This is a genomic window from Paenibacillus tundrae (assembly GCF_030812775.1).
Classification (GTDB): Bacteria; Bacillota; Bacilli; order Paenibacillales; family Paenibacillaceae; genus Paenibacillus; species Paenibacillus tundrae_A.
This window is the reverse complement of record NZ_JAUSTI010000006.1, coordinates 19,171-39,400: the sequence shown is the minus strand read 5'-3', so window position 1 is coordinate 39,400 and position 20,230 is coordinate 19,171. Positions and strand designations below refer to the sequence as shown.

The window sequence follows — 20,230 nt, the reverse complement described above, 5'->3', positions numbered from 1 at the left end:
CCTTAACTAATGACCTCTACGCTCTATCATATCATATTCTTTCGGTAGCAAATCCATAAATGCACGTAGAGCACTACTAACAAAGGCATCTTTGCGAGTGATAAAATACGTCATCATATGATTCATACCCAAAGGAAGTGAATGTTTACGCAGTAATCCTTGTTGCAGATGTTGCCGAATCACAATTTCGGGTAACAATGAAATCCCCATGCCTGAAGTAACCCCACTGATAATGGCTTCAAGGGTACCAAACTCCATAATTACGGGACGATTAACACCGTTGCTTCGTAACCAATCTTCTAAAATTTGACGGTAAGAGCACCCCATGCTGTACACCAAAACAGGCTTCTCAACGAGTTCTTGATTCTCTGGACGAATGCCAGAGGATACAATAAATAATTCCTCGTCGTAGATGGGTACCGCAGAGAGATCAGGATGATCACATGAACAGCCTATAAAGGCTCCTTCCAGCTCATAACCCAGTACCTGATCTATTAGATATTGGGAGTTCCCTGTGCTTAATGACAGGGAAACCGATGGATACAGCGTATAATAACTCGCAAACAGCTCTGGCAATCGCACAGCCGCAGCCGTCTGTGTAGAGCCTATTCGTAGCGGGCCTGCTGGCTCATCGGTGGCACATAGTGCTTTCTCTGCCTCATTCAGCAATCCGATAATCTTATCCGCATAGGTAAGCAGCAACTCCCCCGCAGGAGATAACGTCATCCCCCGATTATGACGAATGAACAGTAATGTACCGACCTCTGCCTCTAAGTATTTGATTCTCGCTGTGACATTGGACTGCACATATCCCAGGCGCTCCGCTGCCTTGGTCAAATTGCCTTGCTGGGCTACAACTTGAAATATTCGTAGATCTCCGCTCTCCATCTGATGATCATATCCTCCTCACTTGACATCACTATTAATGATATCAAGATCATTAACAATCATTATACAGTATGACAGATCAGTCCTACAATTGAGGGTATCTGAATACAGCATATCGCTGTTTCACCCTAGGAGGATGAATAAGTATGGCTAATCGACACCATCGTTGGACAGAGCAGGTGGTTTTAATTACTGGAGGTGGTACAGGCATCGGACGAGCAACCAGCATACTTTTGGCAGAACGAGGCGCGAAGGTTGTTATCAATTACTCTCGTTCGCGTGAAGATGCCGAGGCAACTGTGCAGTTTATTAGGGAATTAGGTGGGCAAGCCATTAGCATCCAGGCTAACGTTGCATCTGATCTTGAGGTTCGTCGTATGGTCGCGGCAATTGCTGAAACGTATGGACCTGTAACCCAACTGGTCAACAATGCAAGCATTACGCATCATATTCCACTGCCTGATTTAGAATCTGTAACGGATGACATCTGGAATGAATTGTACGATGTGAATGTCAAAGGCATGTTTTATTGCGCACGTGCTGTCTCAGACGGAATGAAACAGGCTGGTCACGGTGCAATTGTCAACTTGGGGAGCATTGCAGGCAACACAGGTTCAGGTTCATCTCTTCCCTACGCTGTATCCAAAGCAGCCGTACATGGCTTAACCCGCTCACTCGCTCATGCTCTATCGCCTAATATCCGGGTCAATGCCATTGTCCCTGGTGCAGTGTCTACACGTTGGTGGGCAGGCAACGAAGAACGAATGAGCCAGTTGGCAGGGAGTATTTTGCTACAGAAAATTACGCCTAGTGAAGATATCGCCCATATGATCTGCGCCGTCCTCGAACAACCCTCTATGACAGGACAATTAATTACAGTTGATGCTGGTCAGACATTGTAACGTAAATCATGGAAAGGAGTACTGATGGTATGAAACCCGGACGATACACACTACTAATTATCATCACTACTTTCATTATGGGAACTTCATTTCCTGTTGGTAAACTAGGCATGCATTACGCTCCGCCCTTCTTGCTTATGGGGCTGCGTTATACCCTCGCCAGCATCATTATGGCCTACATTGTGCGTAAACGCCCACTACCTGTAGGATGGCGACAATGGTTACAGATAGCCTTGATCGGACTATTCCAGTCCGCTGGTGTCATGGGTTGTGCTTACTACAGCATGAACTGGATAAGTTCGGGAGAGTCGGCCATTCTGACTTTTACCAATCCTCTACTGGTCATTCTATTCAGTGCAGTTCTGTATAGAGTGAGATATCGCTTGAGCCAGTGGGCTGGTGTTCTGCTAGGATTCATAGGGGTTGTATTAACGTTTGGTCTGCAGATGAGCGTAAGTCCGGGAACATGGATTGGTCTTGCCGGCGCCTTCTGTTTTGCCGTGTCCACATTACTGGTTAAACGCTGGGGAGCTACGCAGGATACGTTTGTGCTTACCGCATACCAAATGCTCGCTGGCGGCATCATTCTTCTAGTTCTAAGTGCTTGGACAGAAGAACCCCATTTTGTTCTAAATGCGACCTCTGTTTTTGTCCTGCTGTGGCTCGCACTCATCTGTTCGATTATTCAATTCTCACTCTGGTTCTATCTGTTACAACATAGTGATCCAGCCAAAACAAGTTCTTTCCTCTTCTCGGCTCCGTTCTTTGGTGTACTTTCAAGCTGGATTTTGTTACCTGAACGCATGGCGTGGATGATGGGTGTAGGCGGGGCGTTGATCTGTATCGGTATTTATCTGGTCAATCGACGTCAACGTATGACGAAGATGAGTACAACGAATTCATAATAACTGGCACGAGTATTAGTACGAGTGGTCATACAGCTGCTCAAAACGAGCGGTTAGCACAAGTAGATATTACGGCAAGTAATATGAGTAGGTAATACCAGTAACTATACAAGTACAAAAAAAATCATGGTGCTCTCTAAGCACCATGACTTGTCGCATTTATTTATCGAAAATGAATCAATTTCATTTCGCTCTAAACTTCAGGCCACTGCTGAATCGATACCAAGTCACCGTCCGAATTATGCGTTGCAGAAGCATACGCTGGTAAATCACCTTCATGAAACAGCCATAGCTCATGCAAGGCACGCGTACACCCTACATATAGTAGCTTTGCATCTCCTGCATTAGGCAGATAATGCGTCTGATCCACATCCGCCACAATGGCTGCATCAAACTCCAGGCCTTTGGACAAATACACAGGCAGAACGGAATGACCACCAGTATATTCTTTTTTGCCGCCATCAATCAGATTAAGTTCCCAGCCCGCCTGCGCTAACTCACGATGTAACTCCTTCGCTTCATGCAAGGTACGCGTTAGAATAGAAACTGTCCGGTAATCCTTGACTGTGAGCAGCTTCAAAGCACGCTCTAAACTCGCAGTCCGCCCATCACTACCATAAGGGAGAGTCCGGACAGGATCACCACTCCGAAACACAGGAATCGCTGTAATTCCGCTCTTAACGCCCTGTTCTAGAATGGTATTTGCATAATCAATGATCTCCATGGTAGAGCGATAACTACGTGTTAGTGCAAAATAAGCATTCTGCTCTGCTGGAAACAAGGAGCTCATCTCTTCCCATGTGTGTACACCACGGTACTCATGAATGCCTTGCGAGAGATCGCCAAGAATCGTGAAGGAATGCCCTTTTACAAACAGATCCAGCAACGCCACATGAAACGGTGAAAAATCCTGTGCCTCATCGATAACAACGTGATCGAACCGATTATTGCCTTCAATATCATTAACCAAGGTATGAATATAAACGAGCGCTGGCAAATCCTCTTCCCGCACAAGATTTTCCTTCAGGTCTGCTGCCGTCTGCTTCATGACCATCTTCGGAATTGCTTGCTGTGCAGATGCTGGCACTGAACCACCTTTAATCACTTTGAACAATTGCTTATACAGAGTTAGCGGTTCATATTGCGGCCACTTTTTGGCGTAAGCCTTCTCCCGGGTAGCTGCTTTCTTTTTGCGATCCTTGCGTACAGCCTCCGGTGCGGGTTTCTTGAGTTCCATCTCAATCCAGCGATGAATACGCGCCATGACACGTTCTTTTCGTTTGGCGAGCGGGTAGTGCTTATATTCATCCCCAAACCAGCCCTCGATCTCGGCTTTGCTGAGCACTGCCCCATCCCATGGACTGAAGTCCATATCTGGCACGGAATCCTCTTCCATCCCGGACAGCCACTCCTTAATCAGCTCCATGAAACGGATCGATCCTTTGTAGCGCCCAGGCACATCATCATTCAGCTCAGGACGAGCAGCTGGTGTTTCGAACCATGTGTTTAATGTCTCCGCAGTATCTGCCAAAGGCATCTCTAGACCGAGCAGATTCATCGCCCAATCTGGGAACGTTTGCTGCTGGATATCACCTACACCCAGTTCGGGAAGTACATCGGAGATGTAATCAAGGAACATATGGTTCGGTGCAAAAATAACCATTTTCTCCGCAGATACCTGCTCCTTATATTGATACAGCAAGAAGGCAAGGCGGTGGAGGGCAACTGTTGTTTTTCCAGATCCAGCTACACCTTGGATAATCAAAGCCGTGTTTCTTGCCGCCCGAATGATCTGATCCTGCTCTGCCTGAATGGTTGAAACGATATCACGTAGCTTGTTATCCTTGTTCTCACCCAACCGATACACGAGGAATTCATCCGATACGGCTGGTTGGTCGCTGTTGCGATTATACGTATCTGCCACACGTTCCAATATCCGCTGCCGAATGACAACGTTACGTTTTAAGTAAACTAGACCTTCAATAAGCCCTTCTGGGGCTTCATACGTAGCGGAGGCTTCGCCTCCTGTAAAAGAGTAAAACAGACTTGCGACAGGAGCACGCCAATCGATGACGAGTGGATTCTCGCCTACCTCTTCGCGGTCTACGCCGATCTTACCAATATACAGCGGTTTCCGTGCACCACTGCCCTGCTCTTCGAAATCCAAGCGTCCGAAATAGGGTTGCTGCGCGCTCTTGGACAAGGCGGTGCGGCGCTCTTCGCGTCCCGCTTCCAGCACTTGCTCTGTGAAGTCGTGGCCGGTATAGACCGGAACATTCCGCAGTCGTTCCAACTGACGATCCACTTCCTCCATCGTTCGCTCTAACCTGTACTCTTCTTCTTGATAGGCACTTTGAAAGCTGTCTGACATGTTTCAGTTACCTCCTAAGAATATGTTTGCTCTGCATAGCCAATCACTGACCACGCAAAAGGATACCCAATATATCACATTGATCTGCAAAAAGCTACAGGCACTCCCAATACCAGTAAACTAAAAACCGCTGTTCTCGTTTGTAGAAACGAAAGAACAACGGTGGATAGCTGCAGTTTGTTGAATATTTATTGGTGAAATACGCACATCTGTGCTGAAACTAAAAATTAATTAATTATTCTGGCCTTCCTGAGCCACAAACTGTTTCTGAGCAAGCTCACGATACACCGGATGATTGCTAATCAATTCCGCATGCGTTCCTGTTCCAGTCACATGTCCATGTTCCAACACAACAATCTGATCCGAATCGACGACCGTAGACAATCGGTGTGCAATCACAATCGTAGTTCTTCCCTCCATAAGATTGGACAAAGCCTGTTGAACTTCATGTTCTGAGGTACTATCCAAGCTGGATGTCGCTTCATCCAACATGAGAATATCCGGACTACGCAGCAGTGCACGAGCAATAGCGATCCGTTGACGCTGGCCTCCAGATAACTTGATACCTCTTTCGCCCACTTCTGTCTCATAACCCTGAGGTAGCTTGTCGATGAAATCAGCCGAATACGCCATCTCCGCAGCCCGCCTGATCTCATCCATCGTTACCTCACGAGTTAATCCGTATGTAATGTTGTCCTTGACTGTACCTGCCATGAGCGGACTTTCCTGTGATACATACCCGATCTTACTTCGCCAAGAGGATAAAGAGTACTCTGAGATTCGTTGTCCACCATACGAAATGTGACCTGAATCCGGCATATAAAACTGTTCTAACAAGGAGAACAGCGTTGATTTACCACTACCACTTGGCCCAACAATAGCTGTTACCTTCCGTGTAGGAACTGTTAGATCAATCCCATGCAGCACTTCTTCCCCTGTGACATAGGAGAAATGCACTTGATGAAATTCAATAGTTTCATTCCCCTTAGGCGCTACCTTTGTGCTGTGGTTCTGTTCTTCCTCATCGGCAAGAATAGCCTGAATGCGTTCTGTCGCTCCGACTACCTTTTGCAAACGAGAATATAATGTCGTGAACTGTCCCATGGGCATGATGACTTGGAACAAGAGTAGTATGAAAGCTACCAGCTCACCTGGGGACAGAATACCAGACGCTACGCGCATTCCCCCAACACCCAGAATAACGACCAACACAGCCGTCATGACAAAAGAGAATAACGGACCGATCAGCGCCAGAATGCGTGCTTCCTGCAAACCAAAAGCAAACATTTTACGAATCCGGGAATCCCCTGCTTCTGCCTCCTGTTTCTCCGTACCATAGGCTTTAACCAATCGAATCTCGCCAATCACTTGGCTAAGCACCGACGTTAGACCTGCCATCTCATCCTGCTGTTTCTTGGAAATCTTGTACATCTTCTTCCCAACCGGCAACAAAATTAATAACGTAAGTGGCACAAGACTTAGGATAATGAGCGACATCACCCAGTCCAGATAAAATAACAACGCCACTCCACCGATCACAGCAACGATATTGGATACAAACGATACAAGATAATCCGCAATTAAGGTCATGATCTGACTCGTATCATTGGTAATCCGGCTCATCGTGTCCCCGGTACGATTGCGATCAAAATACGGCATTCGCAGGGATAGGACCTTGTCCCAAAGCTTGGTTCGCAGTGTGGCCACCACGCGTTGTCCTGCATAATTCAACATATAAATACTAATACCTGAGGCAATGGCCTGAATGACAAATGCCCCAACTAATAACAAAATGATAGACTTATCGAGCGCCGAAGTCGTCAGTCCATCGATTAGACCTTTGGTCATCAGAGGTACAATCAGTCCAGCCGCCGTCTGAATCAAGGTCAAGATGAGAGCTAGAACCAGGATTAATTTCGGTGGGTTCGTAGAAGCAATCAGCTTTACGAAATCCTTAAATCCCTTTTTCCCAACCTTAGGCTCATTCTGTTCTACGTGTTGCTCTTCCATCCTCGTTCCTCCCGTTCTCATCTATTCACCTAGGATCATACGTATGAACTTACATTAGGTTCCCCACTCTTCTTACAACACCCCATGCAGCACGAAATTAGCCAAAAAGAGAATGGATATACCGTACATCACTACCGGCACCTGTTTACCTTGACCTGCGGCCAGCTTCGCAAGAGGATAAGCGATGAAGCCAAATGCCATACCATCCACGATGCTATACGTGAAGGGAATCATGACCATGATCAAAAAGGCTGGGAACGCCTCGGTGAAGTCGCCAAAATCCATGTCCTTCACACCTTGCACCATCAAACCACCAATGATAATTAAGATTGGCGCAATCGCACTATCTGGGATGTAGCCAAGGAGTGGGATGAAAAAAAAGGTTGCTCCGAACAGCACCGCTGTAACGAGTGGTGTCAGACCTGTGCGTCCACCTGCCGCAATACCAGCAGTCGTCTCCGCTGCCGCCACTGGTGGGCTGCTTCCGAATATCCCTGCCAGCACCGTACTAATGGAGAGTGCTCGCAGACTGCCTTTGAATCGTTCTGGACGGCCGATCATTTGCGTCTGAGCGGTAATGAGTCCAATATTTTCGAACACCACAATAAGTAGCAATAGGAATACGGCAATCCAGAAAGCGATGTCGGCTAGCTTCATCAACGATAACTCGCCAAACAAGCCCCCATACTGGCGCAGCGCCTCCATTGCGGATACCGACTCGCCTGGGTGCACTGCACCGAGGACATAGGCAAGCCCTGTACCAATCAGAATACTAATGAGTAGTCCACCCTGTACATTACGGATAAATAAAATTACGGCAAGAACTAGCGTCACGCAGGCGGTGATTACATTAGGATCGTTGAAATGCCCAATTGCTACAAACGTAGTCTGGTGCGCAATCACGATCCCGCTTTTCTGCAAACCGATGAACGTCAAAAATAATCCAATTCCTACGGTAATACCATGCTGTAGATTTTTGGGGATTGCTTCGCTGATCATTTTATATAATGACGTGAATGCAACGATTGCAAACAACACCCCTGTAACGGCGACAACAGCCAGCGCTTCCTGCCAGCTCAGTTTCATCGAATGTACCAATGTATACGTGAAGAAGGCATTAATCCCCATACCAGGTACAACTACAATAGGTGATTTCCCGCCAAATGCCATAAGTAAACAACCTGCAATAGATGTAAGTAACGTGCCTACCATAGCCGCCTGTAAAGGCATTCCGGCATCAGATAGAATTGTAGCATTGACCATAACGATATAGACCACGGCAAAGTAAGAAATGGCTCCTGCCACAATCTCCTTTTTCCACTGATCCCCCGGTTCGATCCCAAGACGTCTGGACATCCATCCCTGTTTCATTTGTTCTACTCCCCTCTCAAACTGCGAATCTCTATGTATTTATCATCATTTCGCACAGCAATGAATATCATACACGGTTTTCGCTTTGAAGTACATGACGTAATCCTGACATATCTACTGCAACACTGATTCATTTATCACAGCAAATACGCGTCTGATTTAGATGCTTATGTCGATTACCTTTTTTTAGATGATAAGCAGTAGACAAACACCAAAAACGCAGGTGCACATTGGCACCCACGTTCTATAAGGTAGAGAGTATTTATTAATGGATACTACTTGTGGCTTGCTAGTTGCTGCTTCTGTTATGCCTGTTGCTTCTCCGCTTTTTCAAGCAGTTCTTTCACCGCTACGCTGACCATAATCAGTCCTGCTACCGGTGGAACAAAGGCGTTACTCGCTGGTGGTTGTTTGGCTTTGCGTATTTCCGGTGCGTTCTCCGGCACGATTTTTTGCGTAACATCTGCGCGTGGTTTGAGTGGCTCCTCCGTGGAGAAAACCACCTTCACGCCTTTTTTGATGCCGTCTTTACGAAGCTTCGTACGGACTACACGGGCAATCGGATCCATGGATGTTTTGGAAATATCCGCAACCTGGAATTTCGTCGGATCCATTTTATTCGCCGCACCCATGCTGGAGATCACTGGAATGTTACGTTTCAGGCACTCTTTAATGAGGTGGACTTTATAGATGATCGTGTCGGATGCATCCAGTACATAATCCAATTCATATTTGAAAAGCTCTTCATACGTTTCTTCCGTGTAAAACATATTCAGTGCAATCGCATCACACTCCGGATTGATCAGCTTCACCCGTTCAACCATCAGATCGGCTTTCTTCTGACCTACGGTTGTTGTTAACGCGTGAATCTGGCGGTTGATATTCGTGATATCCACCACGTCTTTATCAATCAGGATGATGCGTCCAACGCCGCTGCGCGCAAGGGCTTCTACTGCAATACCGCCTACGCCGCCAATGCCGAGCACAGCGACTGTACTATTTTTGAGAGCATCCAGACCTTCTGATCCGATTGCTAGTTCTGTTCTGGAAAATTGATGGAGCATTGAGATCGGAACCTCCTTTATTTCTTTTCCGCTACCGGTTTACGGGCTACACGGATGTGAAGTTGTTCCAATTGCGAGTTGTCTACTTCAGAAGGTGCATTCATGAGCAGATCGGTTGCACTTGCCGTTTTCGGGAAGGCAATCGTTTCACGCAGGTTCGTACGACCAGCAAGCAACATCACGAGACGGTCAAGACCAAAGGCAATACCGCCATGTGGTGGAGTTCCGTATTCGAATGCTTCGAGCAAGTAACCGAATTTCTCATTAGCCACTTCTGGAGACAATCCCAGGGCTGCAAACATTTTCTCTTGCACGTCACGTTTGTAGATACGCATTGAACCGCCACCCACTTCATAACCATTCAGAACAAGGTCATAAGCTTGAGCACGAATTGCACCTGGATCTGTGTCGAACAGATGCACATCTTCATCTTTTGGACGTGTGAACGGATGGTGTTCCGCCACATAACGTTTCGCATCTTCATCATAGCCAAGCAGTGGGAAATCTACAACCCAAGCAAACTTGAACTTGCTATCGTCGATCAGACCCAGTTGACGGCCGATTTTCAGACGCAATGCGCCCAGAACGTCAGCAACGACTTTTTTCGTGTCAGCGGAGAAGAGCAACAAGTCGCCTTCCTCTGCACCTGTACGTTCTTTAACGGCTTCAATCTCTTCAGGCGTGAAGAACTTCACGATTGGCCCTTTGAACTCGCCGTCTTTCACTTGGATCCATGCCAGACCTTTGGCACCATAACGTGCTGCGAATGGTCCGAGGTCGTCGATTTCTTTACGGCTCCATGTACCACAGCCTTTAGCGTTCAGTACTTTTACTTCTCCGCCTTTTTCGATGACAGAAGCAAATACTTTAACACCGCTGTTCGCTACGATATCGTTCATTTCTACCAGTTCCATGCCAAAACGCAAATCTGGTTTGTCTGAGCCGTATTTACCCATTGCATCTGCATACGTGATACGTTGGAATGGCAGTTCAAGCTCAATGCCTTTTGTTTCACGAAGCAATTTAGCCATAAGCTCTTCCATCATTGGCAGCAGGTCATCCTGTTGCAAGAAGGAAGTCTCGATGTCGACTTGCGTGAACTCCGGTTGACGGTCTGCACGCAGATCCTCATCACGGAAACAACGTGCGATTTGATAATAGCGCTCCAATCCACCGACCATCAGCAATTGCTTGTAGATCTGTGGGGATTGTGGCAGGGCGAAGAATTCACCTTCATGCACACGGCTTGGTACAAGATAGTCACGCGCACCTTCCGGGGAGCTCTTAGTCAAGATTGGTGTTTCTACCTCAACGAACTCTTCTCCATCCAGATAATCACGGAATACTTTAGATGCTTTGGAACGCAGTTTCAATGTTTCGAACATTTCCGGACGACGCAGATCCAGGTAACGATATCTCAAACGAAGTGACTCATCTACCTCAACGCCGTCTTCAATGAAGAATGGAGGTGTTTTGGCTGCATTTAGCACTTCGATTTCTGTAATTTGAACTTCAATCTCACCTGTAGGCAAGTTTTTGTTTACCGTCTCTTCGTCACGCTTAACGACTTTACCGGTAACAGCGATTACGTACTCACTACGTACACGGTCTGCGATTTGCAGAGCTTCGCCTGAGTAAGCTGGGTTAAAGACAACTTGTACAATTCCACTACGGTCACGTAGATCAATGAAGAGTACGCCCCCAAGGTCACGGCGAGTCTGAACCCAACCGTTTAATGTTACTGTTTCACCGATGTGTGCGGGTGTTAATGCGCCGCAATGATGACTTCTTTTCATAACCAAACTCCTCATTATGTGAATTTCCGTTCTGTGTTGATAGCAGGCAGATCCCGTTATCACCAGTGCGGTTGTGTGAAGACTATTTTATTGAAAAGGCGTTGCTCTTACAGAATTACTTAACCTTTCACATCAAATCGTGTTTAGTCTACGTTCGTCTGTAAGATAGCCGGATCATATGTTACTTTTTATGTTTTGTTGCATTGGATACAGTTTCAAAAAATTTTACTTACCTTGGATTGCAGTGACCAAGTCTTCAAGCTTCACTGTCTGTTGTTCACCGGTATCCATGGATTTAAGTGCAATCTCACCGCGCTCCAGCTCATCATCACCGAGAATGGCGGTATAACGTGCTTTGAAGCGGTCTGCCGACTTCATCTGAGCTTTCATCTTACGACCGAGGTAGTCACGTTCTCCAGATAAGCCCGATTGGCGAAGTTTGAACAGCTGACGGTTCACTTCACGATCCGCTGCCTCGCCTAGAGCGACAAAGTAAACGTCCAACGGAGCAAGTGTGGTAACGTCAATGTTTTGGTGTTCCAGAATGAGCTGAATCCGCTCCAAACCAATTCCGAAACCAATCCCTGGCTGATCTGGCCCGCCGATATCTCCGACAAGACCGTTATATCGACCACCACCACCCACAGTATCAATTGCACCAATACCTTGTGCCTTCAACTCAAAAGCAGTAAGCGTATAATAATCCAGTCCACGTACGAGACGATTGTTCACGGCATAGTCTACACCGAAGTCATCCAGATATGCTTTTAGCTTAGCAAAGTGATTCAGGGACTCTTCATCAAGACTATCCAGAATGGACGGTGCACCAACGAATTTATCCTGATCTACTTTGCAATCGAGCACACGCAGTGGGTTACGCTCCATCCGAGATTGGCAATCTTTACAGAGGGTATCCTTCATCGGTCTAAGGAAGCCCAGCAATTGTTCGCGGTAAGCCGCACGACTGGTTGGATTGCCCACGGAGTTGATCTCGACTTTGACATCCTTCAAGCCAAGCTCTACACACAATTGGTATCCCAGTGCAATGACTTCTGCATCAATAGCTGGATCAAGTGCTCCGATTGCCTCTACGCCAAACTGGTGAAACTGACGCTGACGCCCTGCCTGTGGACGCTCATAACGGAACATCGGACCAATATAATACAGTTTGCTTACATCCGGTTCACCATAGATTTTATTCTCCACATAAGCCCGCACCACGCCCGCAGTTCCCTCGGGCCGAAGCGTCATGCTTCGATTACCCTTATCGTCAAACGTATACATTTCCTTCTCTACAATATCCGTCGTCTCTCCAACACCTCGCACAAACAGAGAAGTCTGTTCGAAAATCGGAGTGCGAATTTCACGATAGTTGAAGCGGCGGCAGAGGTCACGTGCTTTTTCTTCTACGTACTGCCATTTCTCTACAACGCCAGGCAACAAATCCTGTGTACCTGTTGGTTTTTGAAAAGCCATCATTCATCCCTCCAGCTTTTGATATGAATTGGTTCTTTTATATAACAAAAAATCCCTCGCCCTGTCGCTGTATACAGCAAACAAAGGGACGAGAGATTGTGTTTAACATTCACCCGTGGTACCACCCACATTTCGGAAACCTGAAACATTAGCCGTTCAGGTGATTCTCCTGGTCATACAACAAGTGCATTTGTATGAATTCATACAGAATCATTCCGCTCAACGTGTAACGCACGTCTGCGCAGGTCTGCTACTGACCTCATAAGAAGCTCAGAGTGTTCGCAGTCTGTTCTCGGGGAAGTCATTCGTCCGCTCATCAAGAGAATCCTTACAGCCTGGGGATTCCTCTCTGGTCATGTGGGTACGGAGTACTTGGTCCCGTCATCAAATCATCGTTATATGTCCTTTAACGCTCTAATCTAACGTTTGGAGTCAATATTATTTCCTGATTGTAATGAACCGCAGTGCTAAAGTCAAGGGTTAACCTGAAAAGATAGCAAAAAAAAGCCCGCACACGGTGTGCGGGCTCAAATCATATATAAAAAAAAGGGGGTCATGTGTGTTATTATAAGCCCACTATGTTAAAGCCTTATGTAACTAATATTACAGTAATATTACAAAAATGATAGCGCTTTATAAACAAGCTATTTTACATGTGCAAAGCCCCTGCAATGCCTGAAAGTCAGACGTTACAGGGGCTTGCTAGCCTTGAATATGTTATTCGTCCATTTCCTCTACATAGGCATGGTTAGAGCGAAGCTTATGAACGATATCATCATAGTCTTCATCGCTCACTTTGGCAGACAAAACGTAATGCAGATCACTATAATCTCCCGGAGATACATCCGCAGCATTTAACAAATCTCCATCCTCATTAACGCGATCACGTGGGTCTGTCTCCCTGTCACGGTCTACATCCGCGATGACTGGAACAACGTTCCCAGTCCCTGGAGCGCCAGGTGCTGTACCCACACCAACGCCTCCACTGGTTCCTGTAGCGCCGGTAGTCGTATAGGGCACTAGAGGTATTAGAATGCGATTACTTCTGCCTACTGCACCATCCAGTTGTCCTACTTCCAAATGCTCTGTACGATACGCTTGAAGTGAGATTCTTGCTCCCTCTGCCTCATCTTCTGTTCGAAAATACGCCTGAATATGTTTTGCCATGTCAAACCCTCCTTTGTCGAGTTGAACTGCCATGTATCTAAGCTAAAATATAGTTTAGAGTTCTAAACTACATAAGGCTCATTCATTTAATGGCGATTAAATGACTTTCAACAATTCACGAACAAATGCTGGTTCATCTTCAGGTGTTCTGGATGTAATATAGTTCCCATCCACTACAGCTTCATGATCCTTAAATTCTGCCCCAGCATTCACCATATCATCCTTAAGCGGTGGATAAGCCGTCACGGTACGACCTTTGAGCAAGTCTGCACTTGCCAAAATCTGTGGACCATGGCAGATCGCCGCAATAGGTTTCTTCGCACTATTGATCTCCGTTACAAACTTCAAAATGTTTGCATCTGTCCGCAGATTTTCAGGGGAAGAGCCACCAGGTATAACTACCGCGTCATAATCGGATGAAGAGACTTCTGAGATCGCCTTATCGGAGGTATAGGTCACTTTTCCTCCCTTACCTTTTAACGATTCTCCAGCCTTCAAACCGATGATTTCTACATCATGTCCGGCTTTTTTTACTTCATCATATGGCACCTGCATTTCCGAATCTTCAAAATCATTCGCCAATAAAAAAGCAACTTTACTCATAACGTACGTTCTCCTTTCCGTGTTCGAAATTTCTTGAAATCGGGGTTCTGCAGAACTGTATGTCTATCATCTCTGTTCTTTACCCGTTAAGTTGTCGTATGACTTGGCGCATCCCTGCGCCTCGTTTTGTTATTACCCTAACTAAGGGCGTTTATAACAATTCGTTTTCATTTCTTTCGCGACGATCTGGATGTTCCGAACGTATCTTTCACCGCCATACCAAAAAGACCTGATTCATATAACATAAATCAGGTCTTCTTTATAGGTTTGTCATTTTCAAACAGAATTCCGTTCAAGAGTCCGTTTCAGGCTCACTTCTATGTGCCATGCAAGATTCACTTAACTCAGCTACGTGGAAGCCTGCTCTGCTCCCCTTTGTCTGCGTTCTCCAGCGCCCACACTGTTGAAGCATATTCAGCAGCTGCACGGGCAAGTTGAAGCGATTCATATAAATTCCCTGGTAGAAGTAAGGGTTCAATGCGTGATCGTGTTTCCTTGACAGATTGACGCATAATGGCAGGATACTCCTTTGACAATAAATTTCATCGGTTGGATATCCTACATTATGACCAGATTACGATCTCATTATGCTCACGAGCTAGGATTACTAGGACTTTCAAGCATTAAGGTGACTGGCCCCCAATTCGTGAAGGTCACATCCATCATAGCGCCGAAACGCCCTGTTTCCACTTGAATGCCTTTATCCCGCAGCAACTGATTGAACAGCTCATATAACGTTTCAGCTACATCTGGTTTAGCTGCAGCAGCGAAGCTTGGACGTTTTCCTTTGCGGCAGTCGCCATATAGCGTAAATTGAGACACAGATAACACGGCTCCGCCCACATCCATGAGGCTAAGATTCATCTTCTCCTGCTCATCTTCAAAAATACGAAGTCCTGCAACTTTGTCAGCCAAATACTGGGCGTCCTTTTCCGTATCTTCATGCGTAATGCCAACGAGCAGCATTAACCCTGACTCAATCCGTCCCGTCAACTCATGATCCACAGTAACCTGAGCCTCTTTACAGCGTTGCACAAGCACTCTCATTGCATAGGCTCCTTATTGCATAATCCGGTGCACTGAATAGACATCCTTCACCCGTTTGATTCGTTCTACTACGGCATGCAGATGTTCTGTATTCCGAATCAAAATAGTGACATGCACCAACGCTAATTTATTTTTGTCTGTCCGTCCAGTAACGGCAGAAATATTCGTTTTACTTTCGGAGACAGCTTGAAGCACCTCATTAAGCAAGCCATTACGATCATGACCTGTAATTTCGATATCCACACTGTAGCTCGCTTCAATATTCTCTTCCCACTCGACCTCAATGACACGTGCTGCTTCTTCCCCATCTGCACTAGTTGGAATATTGGGACAATCGCTACGATGGACAGAAACGCCACGTCCACGTGTAACATATCCGATAATTTCATCTCCAGGCACAGGGTTGCAACAGCGGGCAAAACGAACAAGCAGATTATCTATTCCTTTGACACGAATACCATTGGTCGGACGATTTTTGCGTTCTGGTGCAGGCTTCAATTCGCGCATCTCGGAATTCAGTTCCAGTAAGCTGGATTCTTCCTGCTCTTTACGCAGCTTCTCCGTTGCTTTGGTCACAATCTGCGCAGCCGTAATTCCGCCGAACCCGACAGCTGCAAGCATATCGTCAATGTCGTTAAATGCGTATTTTTTGGCTGCTTCCTGCAACTTGTCGTCCGTCATCCAAGCAGATGGATCAAGCCCCATACGTTTGAGCTCACGTTCACAGCTCTCGCGTCCTTTTTCCACATTCTCTTCACGCCGTTCCTTCTTGAACCATTGCTTGATTTTCGCTCGCGCATGGGACGATTTGGCGATTTTGAGCCAGTCCTGACTCGGACCATACGAATGCTTGGACGTCAAAATTTCAATAATATCGCCGGTCTTCAGGTGATAATCAAGTGGTACAATGCGACCATTCACCTTAGCTCCAATCGTACGATTACCTACTTCCGTATGAATCCTGTAGGCAAAATCAAGTGGAACAGAACCTGTTGGAAGTTCAATGACTTCTCCCTTCGGTGTAAATACAAACACGAGATCAGAGAAAAAGTCCATTTTGAGCGATTCCACAAACTCTGATGCATCTTGAGCCTCATTTTGAAGTTCGAGGATCTCGCGGAAGAACGTAATTTTGTCTTCAAAATTGTTGCCTGAAGCCACGCCTTCCTTGTACGCCCAGTGGGCAGCGATACCAAATTCAGCCGTACGGTGCATATCCCAGGTTCTGATCTGAACCTCGGTTGGTTCACCATTAGGACCAACGACCGTTGTATGCAAGGATTGATACATGTTCGCTTTCGGCATGGCGATATAATCTTTGAACCGTCCTGGCATCGGTTTCCATAAGGTGTGTATAATGCCGAGCGTCGCATAACAGTCCTTAATATTATCCACAATAATACGGATAGCAAGCAGGTCATATATCTCATTGAATTGTTTATTTTTCGTTGTCATTTTCTTAAACACGCTGTAGATATGTTTTGGACGACCTGATAGGTCTGCCTGAATTCCCATCTCTTCCAGCTTGCTCGTGATTCCGTCCATAACCGTATCAATATATTGCTCTCGTTCTGCACGCTTCTTGTGCATCAGATTCGCAATGCGGTAGTATTGCTGCGGATTCAAATAACGGAGGGCGATGTCCTCCATTTCCCATTTGATTGCAGAGATACCTAGACGGTTCGCAATTGGACAGAAAATTTCCAACGTCTCATACGAGATTCGGCGCTGGCTTTCTTCCGATTGAAATTTTAACGTCCGCATATTATGAAGACGGTCCGCTAATTTAATGACGATTACACGAATGTCCTGCGCCATAGCGATAAACATCTTACGATAGTTTTCGTTCTGTTGCTCTTCTTTGGAGCGGAACTGAATTCGTTCCAGCTTCGTCAAGCCGTCAACAAGCATAGCACACGTATTGCCAAAATGATTGCGAATTTCTTCAAGGGACACCGTAGTGTCTTCTACTACATCATGAAGAAGCGCTGCAATAATGGAGATGGTATCCATCTGCATGTTCACAACAATATCGGCAACCGCAAGCGGATGCAGAATATAAGGTTCTCCTGATTTTCGCGTCTGTCCGTGATGTGCCTGATCCGCAAATTCGTAAGCTTCACGTATGCGCACCAAATCAGGTTCTTTGATGTAGGCTCCGGCCTTCTCGAGTAATTGCTCTATGCCCATTCTGATCTGTTCCGTGTCCTTTCTATACAAAATGGAACCCGTGACATTGCATGAACACAGGTTCCCCGTAAAAGTAATTTCCTATAATTATGACGCTTCACCCGTTTCCCGTCAACTGCTGACGAATAAGAGTAAGTTTTCCATTTTTTTAGGTGAAAATATGTATGCTGTTCCCATGCTTACGCTTCCTGTAAATGTTCGGTTTAATCGAAGAAAAATGGGTATTGCCTCTATATTATTATTCCCGATCCTAGCTGAAATAGAATATAAAGTATAAAAAAACACCTCAAACCCAAGCTATTATACAAAATGTTATTGCTTAATTAAGAGAAACTCTGTAATCTATTGAAAGTTTGTGTTTCGGAAAAGGAGATGAACATTCAGTGCAACGCGAAATTCAGGTTAATCAAAAGATGCCGCTCGGCTCAGGTTCACTGCTAAGCCTTCAGCATTTGTTCGCCATGTTTGGAAGTACGGTGCTTGTGCCGAATCTCTTCGGTGTCGATCCAAGTATGATCTTGCTGATGAACGGTATTGGTACATTACTGTACATACTCATGTGTAAGGGAAAGATCCCTGCGTACCTCGGTTCCAGTTTTGCATTTATTGCACCAGTACAGTCTGTCTTGCTCACTCATCCAGGCAACGGATATTCAATGGCTCTTGGTGCTTTTATCATCACAGGTATCGTGTTCTGCCTTGTAGCTCTCATTATTAAATATGCTGGCACAGGTTGGATTAACGTTGTCTTTCCACCAGCAGCTATGGGTGCAATTGTAGCGTTAATCGGGTTAGAGCTCATTCCTGTTGCAGCCGGAATGGCTGGGCTAATTAACCCAGAACCTCTCAAGAACCCTGACTGGGTTCCACAAGCTAAACCAATTATATTATCCATGGTCACTTTGGGCATCACTGTTATAGGTGCCGTAACGTTCCGTGGATTCCCCAAAATCATTCACATTTTGATCGGAATTGTGACAGGTTATGCACTCGGTTTCGTCATGAAGGCTGTTGAGACGGAGAAGATTGCTGATGCCAGCATTGTATCTCTACCAACGATCACTACACCCACGTTTGATTGGTCGGTCATCCTAACGATTCTACCTGTGGCTCTCGTTGTTATTGTAGAACATATCGGTCACTTGCTTGTAACGAGCAGTATTGTAGGTAAGGATCTGTCCAAAGACCCTGGACTGCATCGCTCCCTACTCGGAAACGGTGTCTCCACCATTCTGTCTGGTTTTGTTGGATCTACTCCAAACACAACCTATGGTGAGAACATCGGCGTTATGGCCTTAACCAAAGTATACTCGATTTATGTGATTGGTGGCGCAGCCATCATCGCGATTATCCTTTCCTTCTCAGGTACATTTTCGGCTTTAATTGCCAATATTCCTGATCCAGTTATGGGCGGTGTTTCCCTGCTTCTGTTCGGTGTCATTGCCGCATCTGGATTGCGTATTCTGGTTGAACAGAAAGTTGATTTCACAAAACCAACAAACCTAATTCTAACAACAATCGTGCTCGTGGTTGGACTAAGTGGAACCGAAGTAAGTTTCTATGGTGTTCATCTGAAAGGTATGGCGCTTGCAACAATTGTTGGTATATTTATGAGCCTGCTATTCAAACTGTTTGAAGTGATCGGCTGGTCTAACGATAAGTCAGAGAATCAACCTTTGACAGAGAAAACACCAGACTGATTTCGGTTCAAAATAATACTTAGACACGAATTACCTTTATGAAGGTATAACGTTTATCAAAAGCAAAAAGCCTGTTCTCTCACACCATCAAGGAATGAGGGAACAGGCTTCTTTACTTCTTTATAATAGTTAATGCTGTATATTATTTCCCGGGAAACGGGAGAACCAATTCATGTTCAATCACAGCAAGCTCTTCGCTGAAATCTTAGTAGTTCATCAATGTAAATACATCAATTTCAGGCAACTTGGCACGTCCATTCAGATCAGAAAGCTCAATTAGGAAGGCTGCACCAACAACTTTACCACCCAGTTGTTCAATCAAATTGATGGAAGTCGCAATCGTTCCACCCGTTGCAAGCAGATCGTCCGCAATCAGAACATTTTGTCCCTTTTCGATCGCATCTGTATGCATAGCGAGTGTATCCTTGCCATACTCGAGATCATATCCAACTTCAATCGTCTCTCCTGGCAATTTTCCGCTTTTACGGATCGGAGCAAAACCGACACCAAGAGCATAAGCCAGAGGGGCGCCCACAACGAAACCACGTGCTTCAGGTCCGGCAATCACATCAATTTTCAGATCAGAAACCATTGTTTTGATCTCATTGATTGCATTGCGGTACATTTCTCCATCCTTCAACAATGTCGTAATGTCCTTGAAGCTGATTCCCGGTTGTGGAAAGTCAGGAATGACACGAATATACTCTTTAAAATCCAAAATAATCTCCTCCTAAAATAAA

16 protein-coding genes are annotated in these 20,230 nt (G+C 45.8%); 3 read left to right on the top strand and 13 right to left on the bottom strand.

Annotation, left to right across the window (positions count from 1 at the left end; translation table 11 throughout):
• Nucleotides 1–6: 6 nt before the first annotated feature.
• Complete coding sequence (locus tag J2T19_RS12220; protein WP_307216015.1) at nt 7–888, bottom strand: LysR family transcriptional regulator; 882 nt, start codon at nt 886–888, stop codon at nt 7–9.
• Between the two features lie 146 nt (nt 889–1,034).
• Between J2T19_RS12220 and J2T19_RS12215 the strand changes: the two genes are divergently transcribed.
• On the top strand, nt 1,035–1,790 hold the full coding sequence (locus J2T19_RS12215) for an SDR family NAD(P)-dependent oxidoreductase (RefSeq protein ID WP_307216012.1): 756 nt from the start codon (nt 1,035–1,037) through the stop codon (nt 1,788–1,790).
• Between the two features lie 29 nt (nt 1,791–1,819).
• Entirely contained in the window at nt 1,820–2,695 is an 876-nt protein-coding gene (locus J2T19_RS12210; RefSeq protein WP_307216010.1) for a DMT family transporter, read from the top strand.
• Nucleotides 2,696–2,888: 193 nt separating this feature from the next.
• On the opposite strand, the gene J2T19_RS12205 is transcribed toward J2T19_RS12210, so the two are convergent.
• The 11 genes from J2T19_RS12205 to J2T19_RS12155 form a co-directional block, all read right to left on the bottom strand.
• The gene (locus J2T19_RS12205; RefSeq protein ID WP_307216008.1) at nt 2,889–5,066 is read right to left on the bottom strand and encodes a HelD family protein; all 2,178 of its coding nucleotides are present in this window, start codon (nt 5,064–5,066) and stop codon (nt 2,889–2,891) included.
• Nucleotides 5,067–5,297: 231 nt separating this feature from the next.
• On the bottom strand, nt 5,298–7,076 hold the full coding sequence (locus J2T19_RS12200) for an ABC transporter ATP-binding protein (RefSeq protein ID WP_307216006.1): 1,779 nt from the start codon (nt 7,074–7,076) through the stop codon (nt 5,298–5,300).
• 72 nt (nt 7,077–7,148) lie between these two features.
• Nucleotides 7,149–8,447 (bottom strand): NCS2 family permease, encoded by a 1,299-nt coding sequence (locus tag J2T19_RS12195; protein WP_307216004.1) that lies wholly within the window; start codon nt 8,445–8,447, stop codon nt 7,149–7,151.
• A gap of 305 nt (nt 8,448–8,752) precedes the next feature.
• On the bottom strand, nt 8,753–9,511 hold the full coding sequence (locus J2T19_RS12190) for a tRNA threonylcarbamoyladenosine dehydratase (RefSeq protein ID WP_307216002.1): 759 nt from the start codon (nt 9,509–9,511) through the stop codon (nt 8,753–8,755).
• Nucleotides 9,512–9,528: 17 nt separating this feature from the next.
• A complete protein-coding gene (gene aspS / locus J2T19_RS12185) occupies nt 9,529–11,307 on the bottom strand; it encodes an aspartate--tRNA ligase (protein ID WP_307216000.1) in 1,779 nt (592 codons plus the stop codon).
• Nucleotides 11,308–11,532: 225 nt separating this feature from the next.
• A complete protein-coding gene (gene hisS / locus J2T19_RS12180; protein ID WP_128104574.1) occupies nt 11,533–12,783 on the bottom strand; it encodes a histidine--tRNA ligase in 1,251 nt (416 codons plus the stop codon).
• 717 nt (nt 12,784–13,500) lie between these two features.
• Nucleotides 13,501–13,950: a hypothetical protein gene (locus J2T19_RS12175; protein WP_307215995.1), complete on the bottom strand. Its 450-nt coding sequence runs from the start codon at nt 13,948–13,950 to the stop codon at nt 13,501–13,503.
• A 96-nt stretch (nt 13,951–14,046) separates the two neighbouring features.
• A complete protein-coding gene (locus tag J2T19_RS12170; protein ID WP_056701229.1) occupies nt 14,047–14,553 on the bottom strand; it encodes a type 1 glutamine amidotransferase domain-containing protein in 507 nt (168 codons plus the stop codon).
• Between the two features lie 344 nt (nt 14,554–14,897).
• The gene (locus J2T19_RS12165; RefSeq protein WP_156395533.1) at nt 14,898–15,065 is read right to left on the bottom strand and encodes a hypothetical protein; all 168 of its coding nucleotides are present in this window, start codon (nt 15,063–15,065) and stop codon (nt 14,898–14,900) included.
• Between the two features lie 79 nt (nt 15,066–15,144).
• On the bottom strand, nt 15,145–15,600 hold the full coding sequence (gene dtd / locus J2T19_RS12160; protein WP_307215991.1) for a D-aminoacyl-tRNA deacylase: 456 nt from the start codon (nt 15,598–15,600) through the stop codon (nt 15,145–15,147).
• 12 nt (nt 15,601–15,612) lie between these two features.
• Nucleotides 15,613–17,790 (bottom strand): RelA/SpoT family protein, encoded by a 2,178-nt coding sequence (locus J2T19_RS12155; protein ID WP_145047061.1) that lies wholly within the window; start codon nt 17,788–17,790, stop codon nt 15,613–15,615.
• 383 nt (nt 17,791–18,173) lie between these two features.
• On the opposite strand from J2T19_RS12155, the gene uraA reads away from it, so the two are divergent.
• The gene (gene uraA / locus J2T19_RS12150) at nt 18,174–19,490 is read left to right on the top strand and encodes a uracil permease (protein ID WP_307215989.1); all 1,317 of its coding nucleotides are present in this window, start codon (nt 18,174–18,176) and stop codon (nt 19,488–19,490) included.
• A 205-nt stretch (nt 19,491–19,695) separates the two neighbouring features.
• Here the strand turns inward: uraA and J2T19_RS12145 are convergent, their stop codons facing one another.
• Complete coding sequence (locus J2T19_RS12145; protein ID WP_056701222.1) at nt 19,696–20,208, bottom strand: adenine phosphoribosyltransferase; 513 nt, start codon at nt 20,206–20,208, stop codon at nt 19,696–19,698.
• Nucleotides 20,209–20,230 lie beyond the last annotated feature (22 nt).

Bases quoted from the DNA above. Each gene is read 5' to 3' on its own strand.
- J2T19_RS12220 (WP_307216015.1), bottom strand. From the start codon at position 888: ATGGAGAGCGGAGATCTACGAATATTTCAAGTTGTAGCCCAGCAAGGC.
- J2T19_RS12215 (WP_307216012.1), top strand. From the start codon at position 1,035: ATGGCTAATCGACACCATCGTTGGACAGAGCAGGTGGTTTTAATTACT.
- J2T19_RS12210 (WP_307216010.1), top strand. From the start codon at position 1,820: ATGAAACCCGGACGATACACACTACTAATTATCATCACTACTTTCATT.
- J2T19_RS12205 (WP_307216008.1), bottom strand. From the start codon at position 5,066: ATGTCAGACAGCTTTCAAAGTGCCTATCAAGAAGAAGAGTACAGGTTA.
- J2T19_RS12200 (WP_307216006.1), bottom strand. From the start codon at position 7,076: ATGGAAGAGCAACACGTAGAACAGAATGAGCCTAAGGTTGGGAAAAAG.
- J2T19_RS12195 (WP_307216004.1), bottom strand. From the start codon at position 8,447: ATGAAACAGGGATGGATGTCCAGACGTCTTGGGATCGAACCGGGGGAT.
- J2T19_RS12190 (WP_307216002.1), bottom strand. From the start codon at position 9,511: ATGCTCCATCAATTTTCCAGAACAGAACTAGCAATCGGATCAGAAGGT.
- aspS (WP_307216000.1), bottom strand. From the start codon at position 11,307: ATGAAAAGAAGTCATCATTGCGGCGCATTAACACCCGCACACATCGGT.
- hisS (WP_128104574.1), bottom strand. From the start codon at position 12,783: ATGGCTTTTCAAAAACCAACAGGTACACAGGATTTGTTGCCTGGCGTT.
- J2T19_RS12175 (WP_307215995.1), bottom strand. From the start codon at position 13,950: ATGGCAAAACATATTCAGGCGTATTTTCGAACAGAAGATGAGGCAGAG.
- J2T19_RS12170 (WP_056701229.1), bottom strand. From the start codon at position 14,553: ATGAGTAAAGTTGCTTTTTTATTGGCGAATGATTTTGAAGATTCGGAA.
- J2T19_RS12165 (WP_156395533.1), bottom strand. From the start codon at position 15,065: ATGCGTCAATCTGTCAAGGAAACACGATCACGCATTGAACCCTTACTT.
- dtd (WP_307215991.1), bottom strand. From the start codon at position 15,600: ATGAGAGTGCTTGTGCAACGCTGTAAAGAGGCTCAGGTTACTGTGGAT.
- J2T19_RS12155 (WP_145047061.1), bottom strand. From the start codon at position 17,790: ATGGGCATAGAGCAATTACTCGAGAAGGCCGGAGCCTACATCAAAGAA.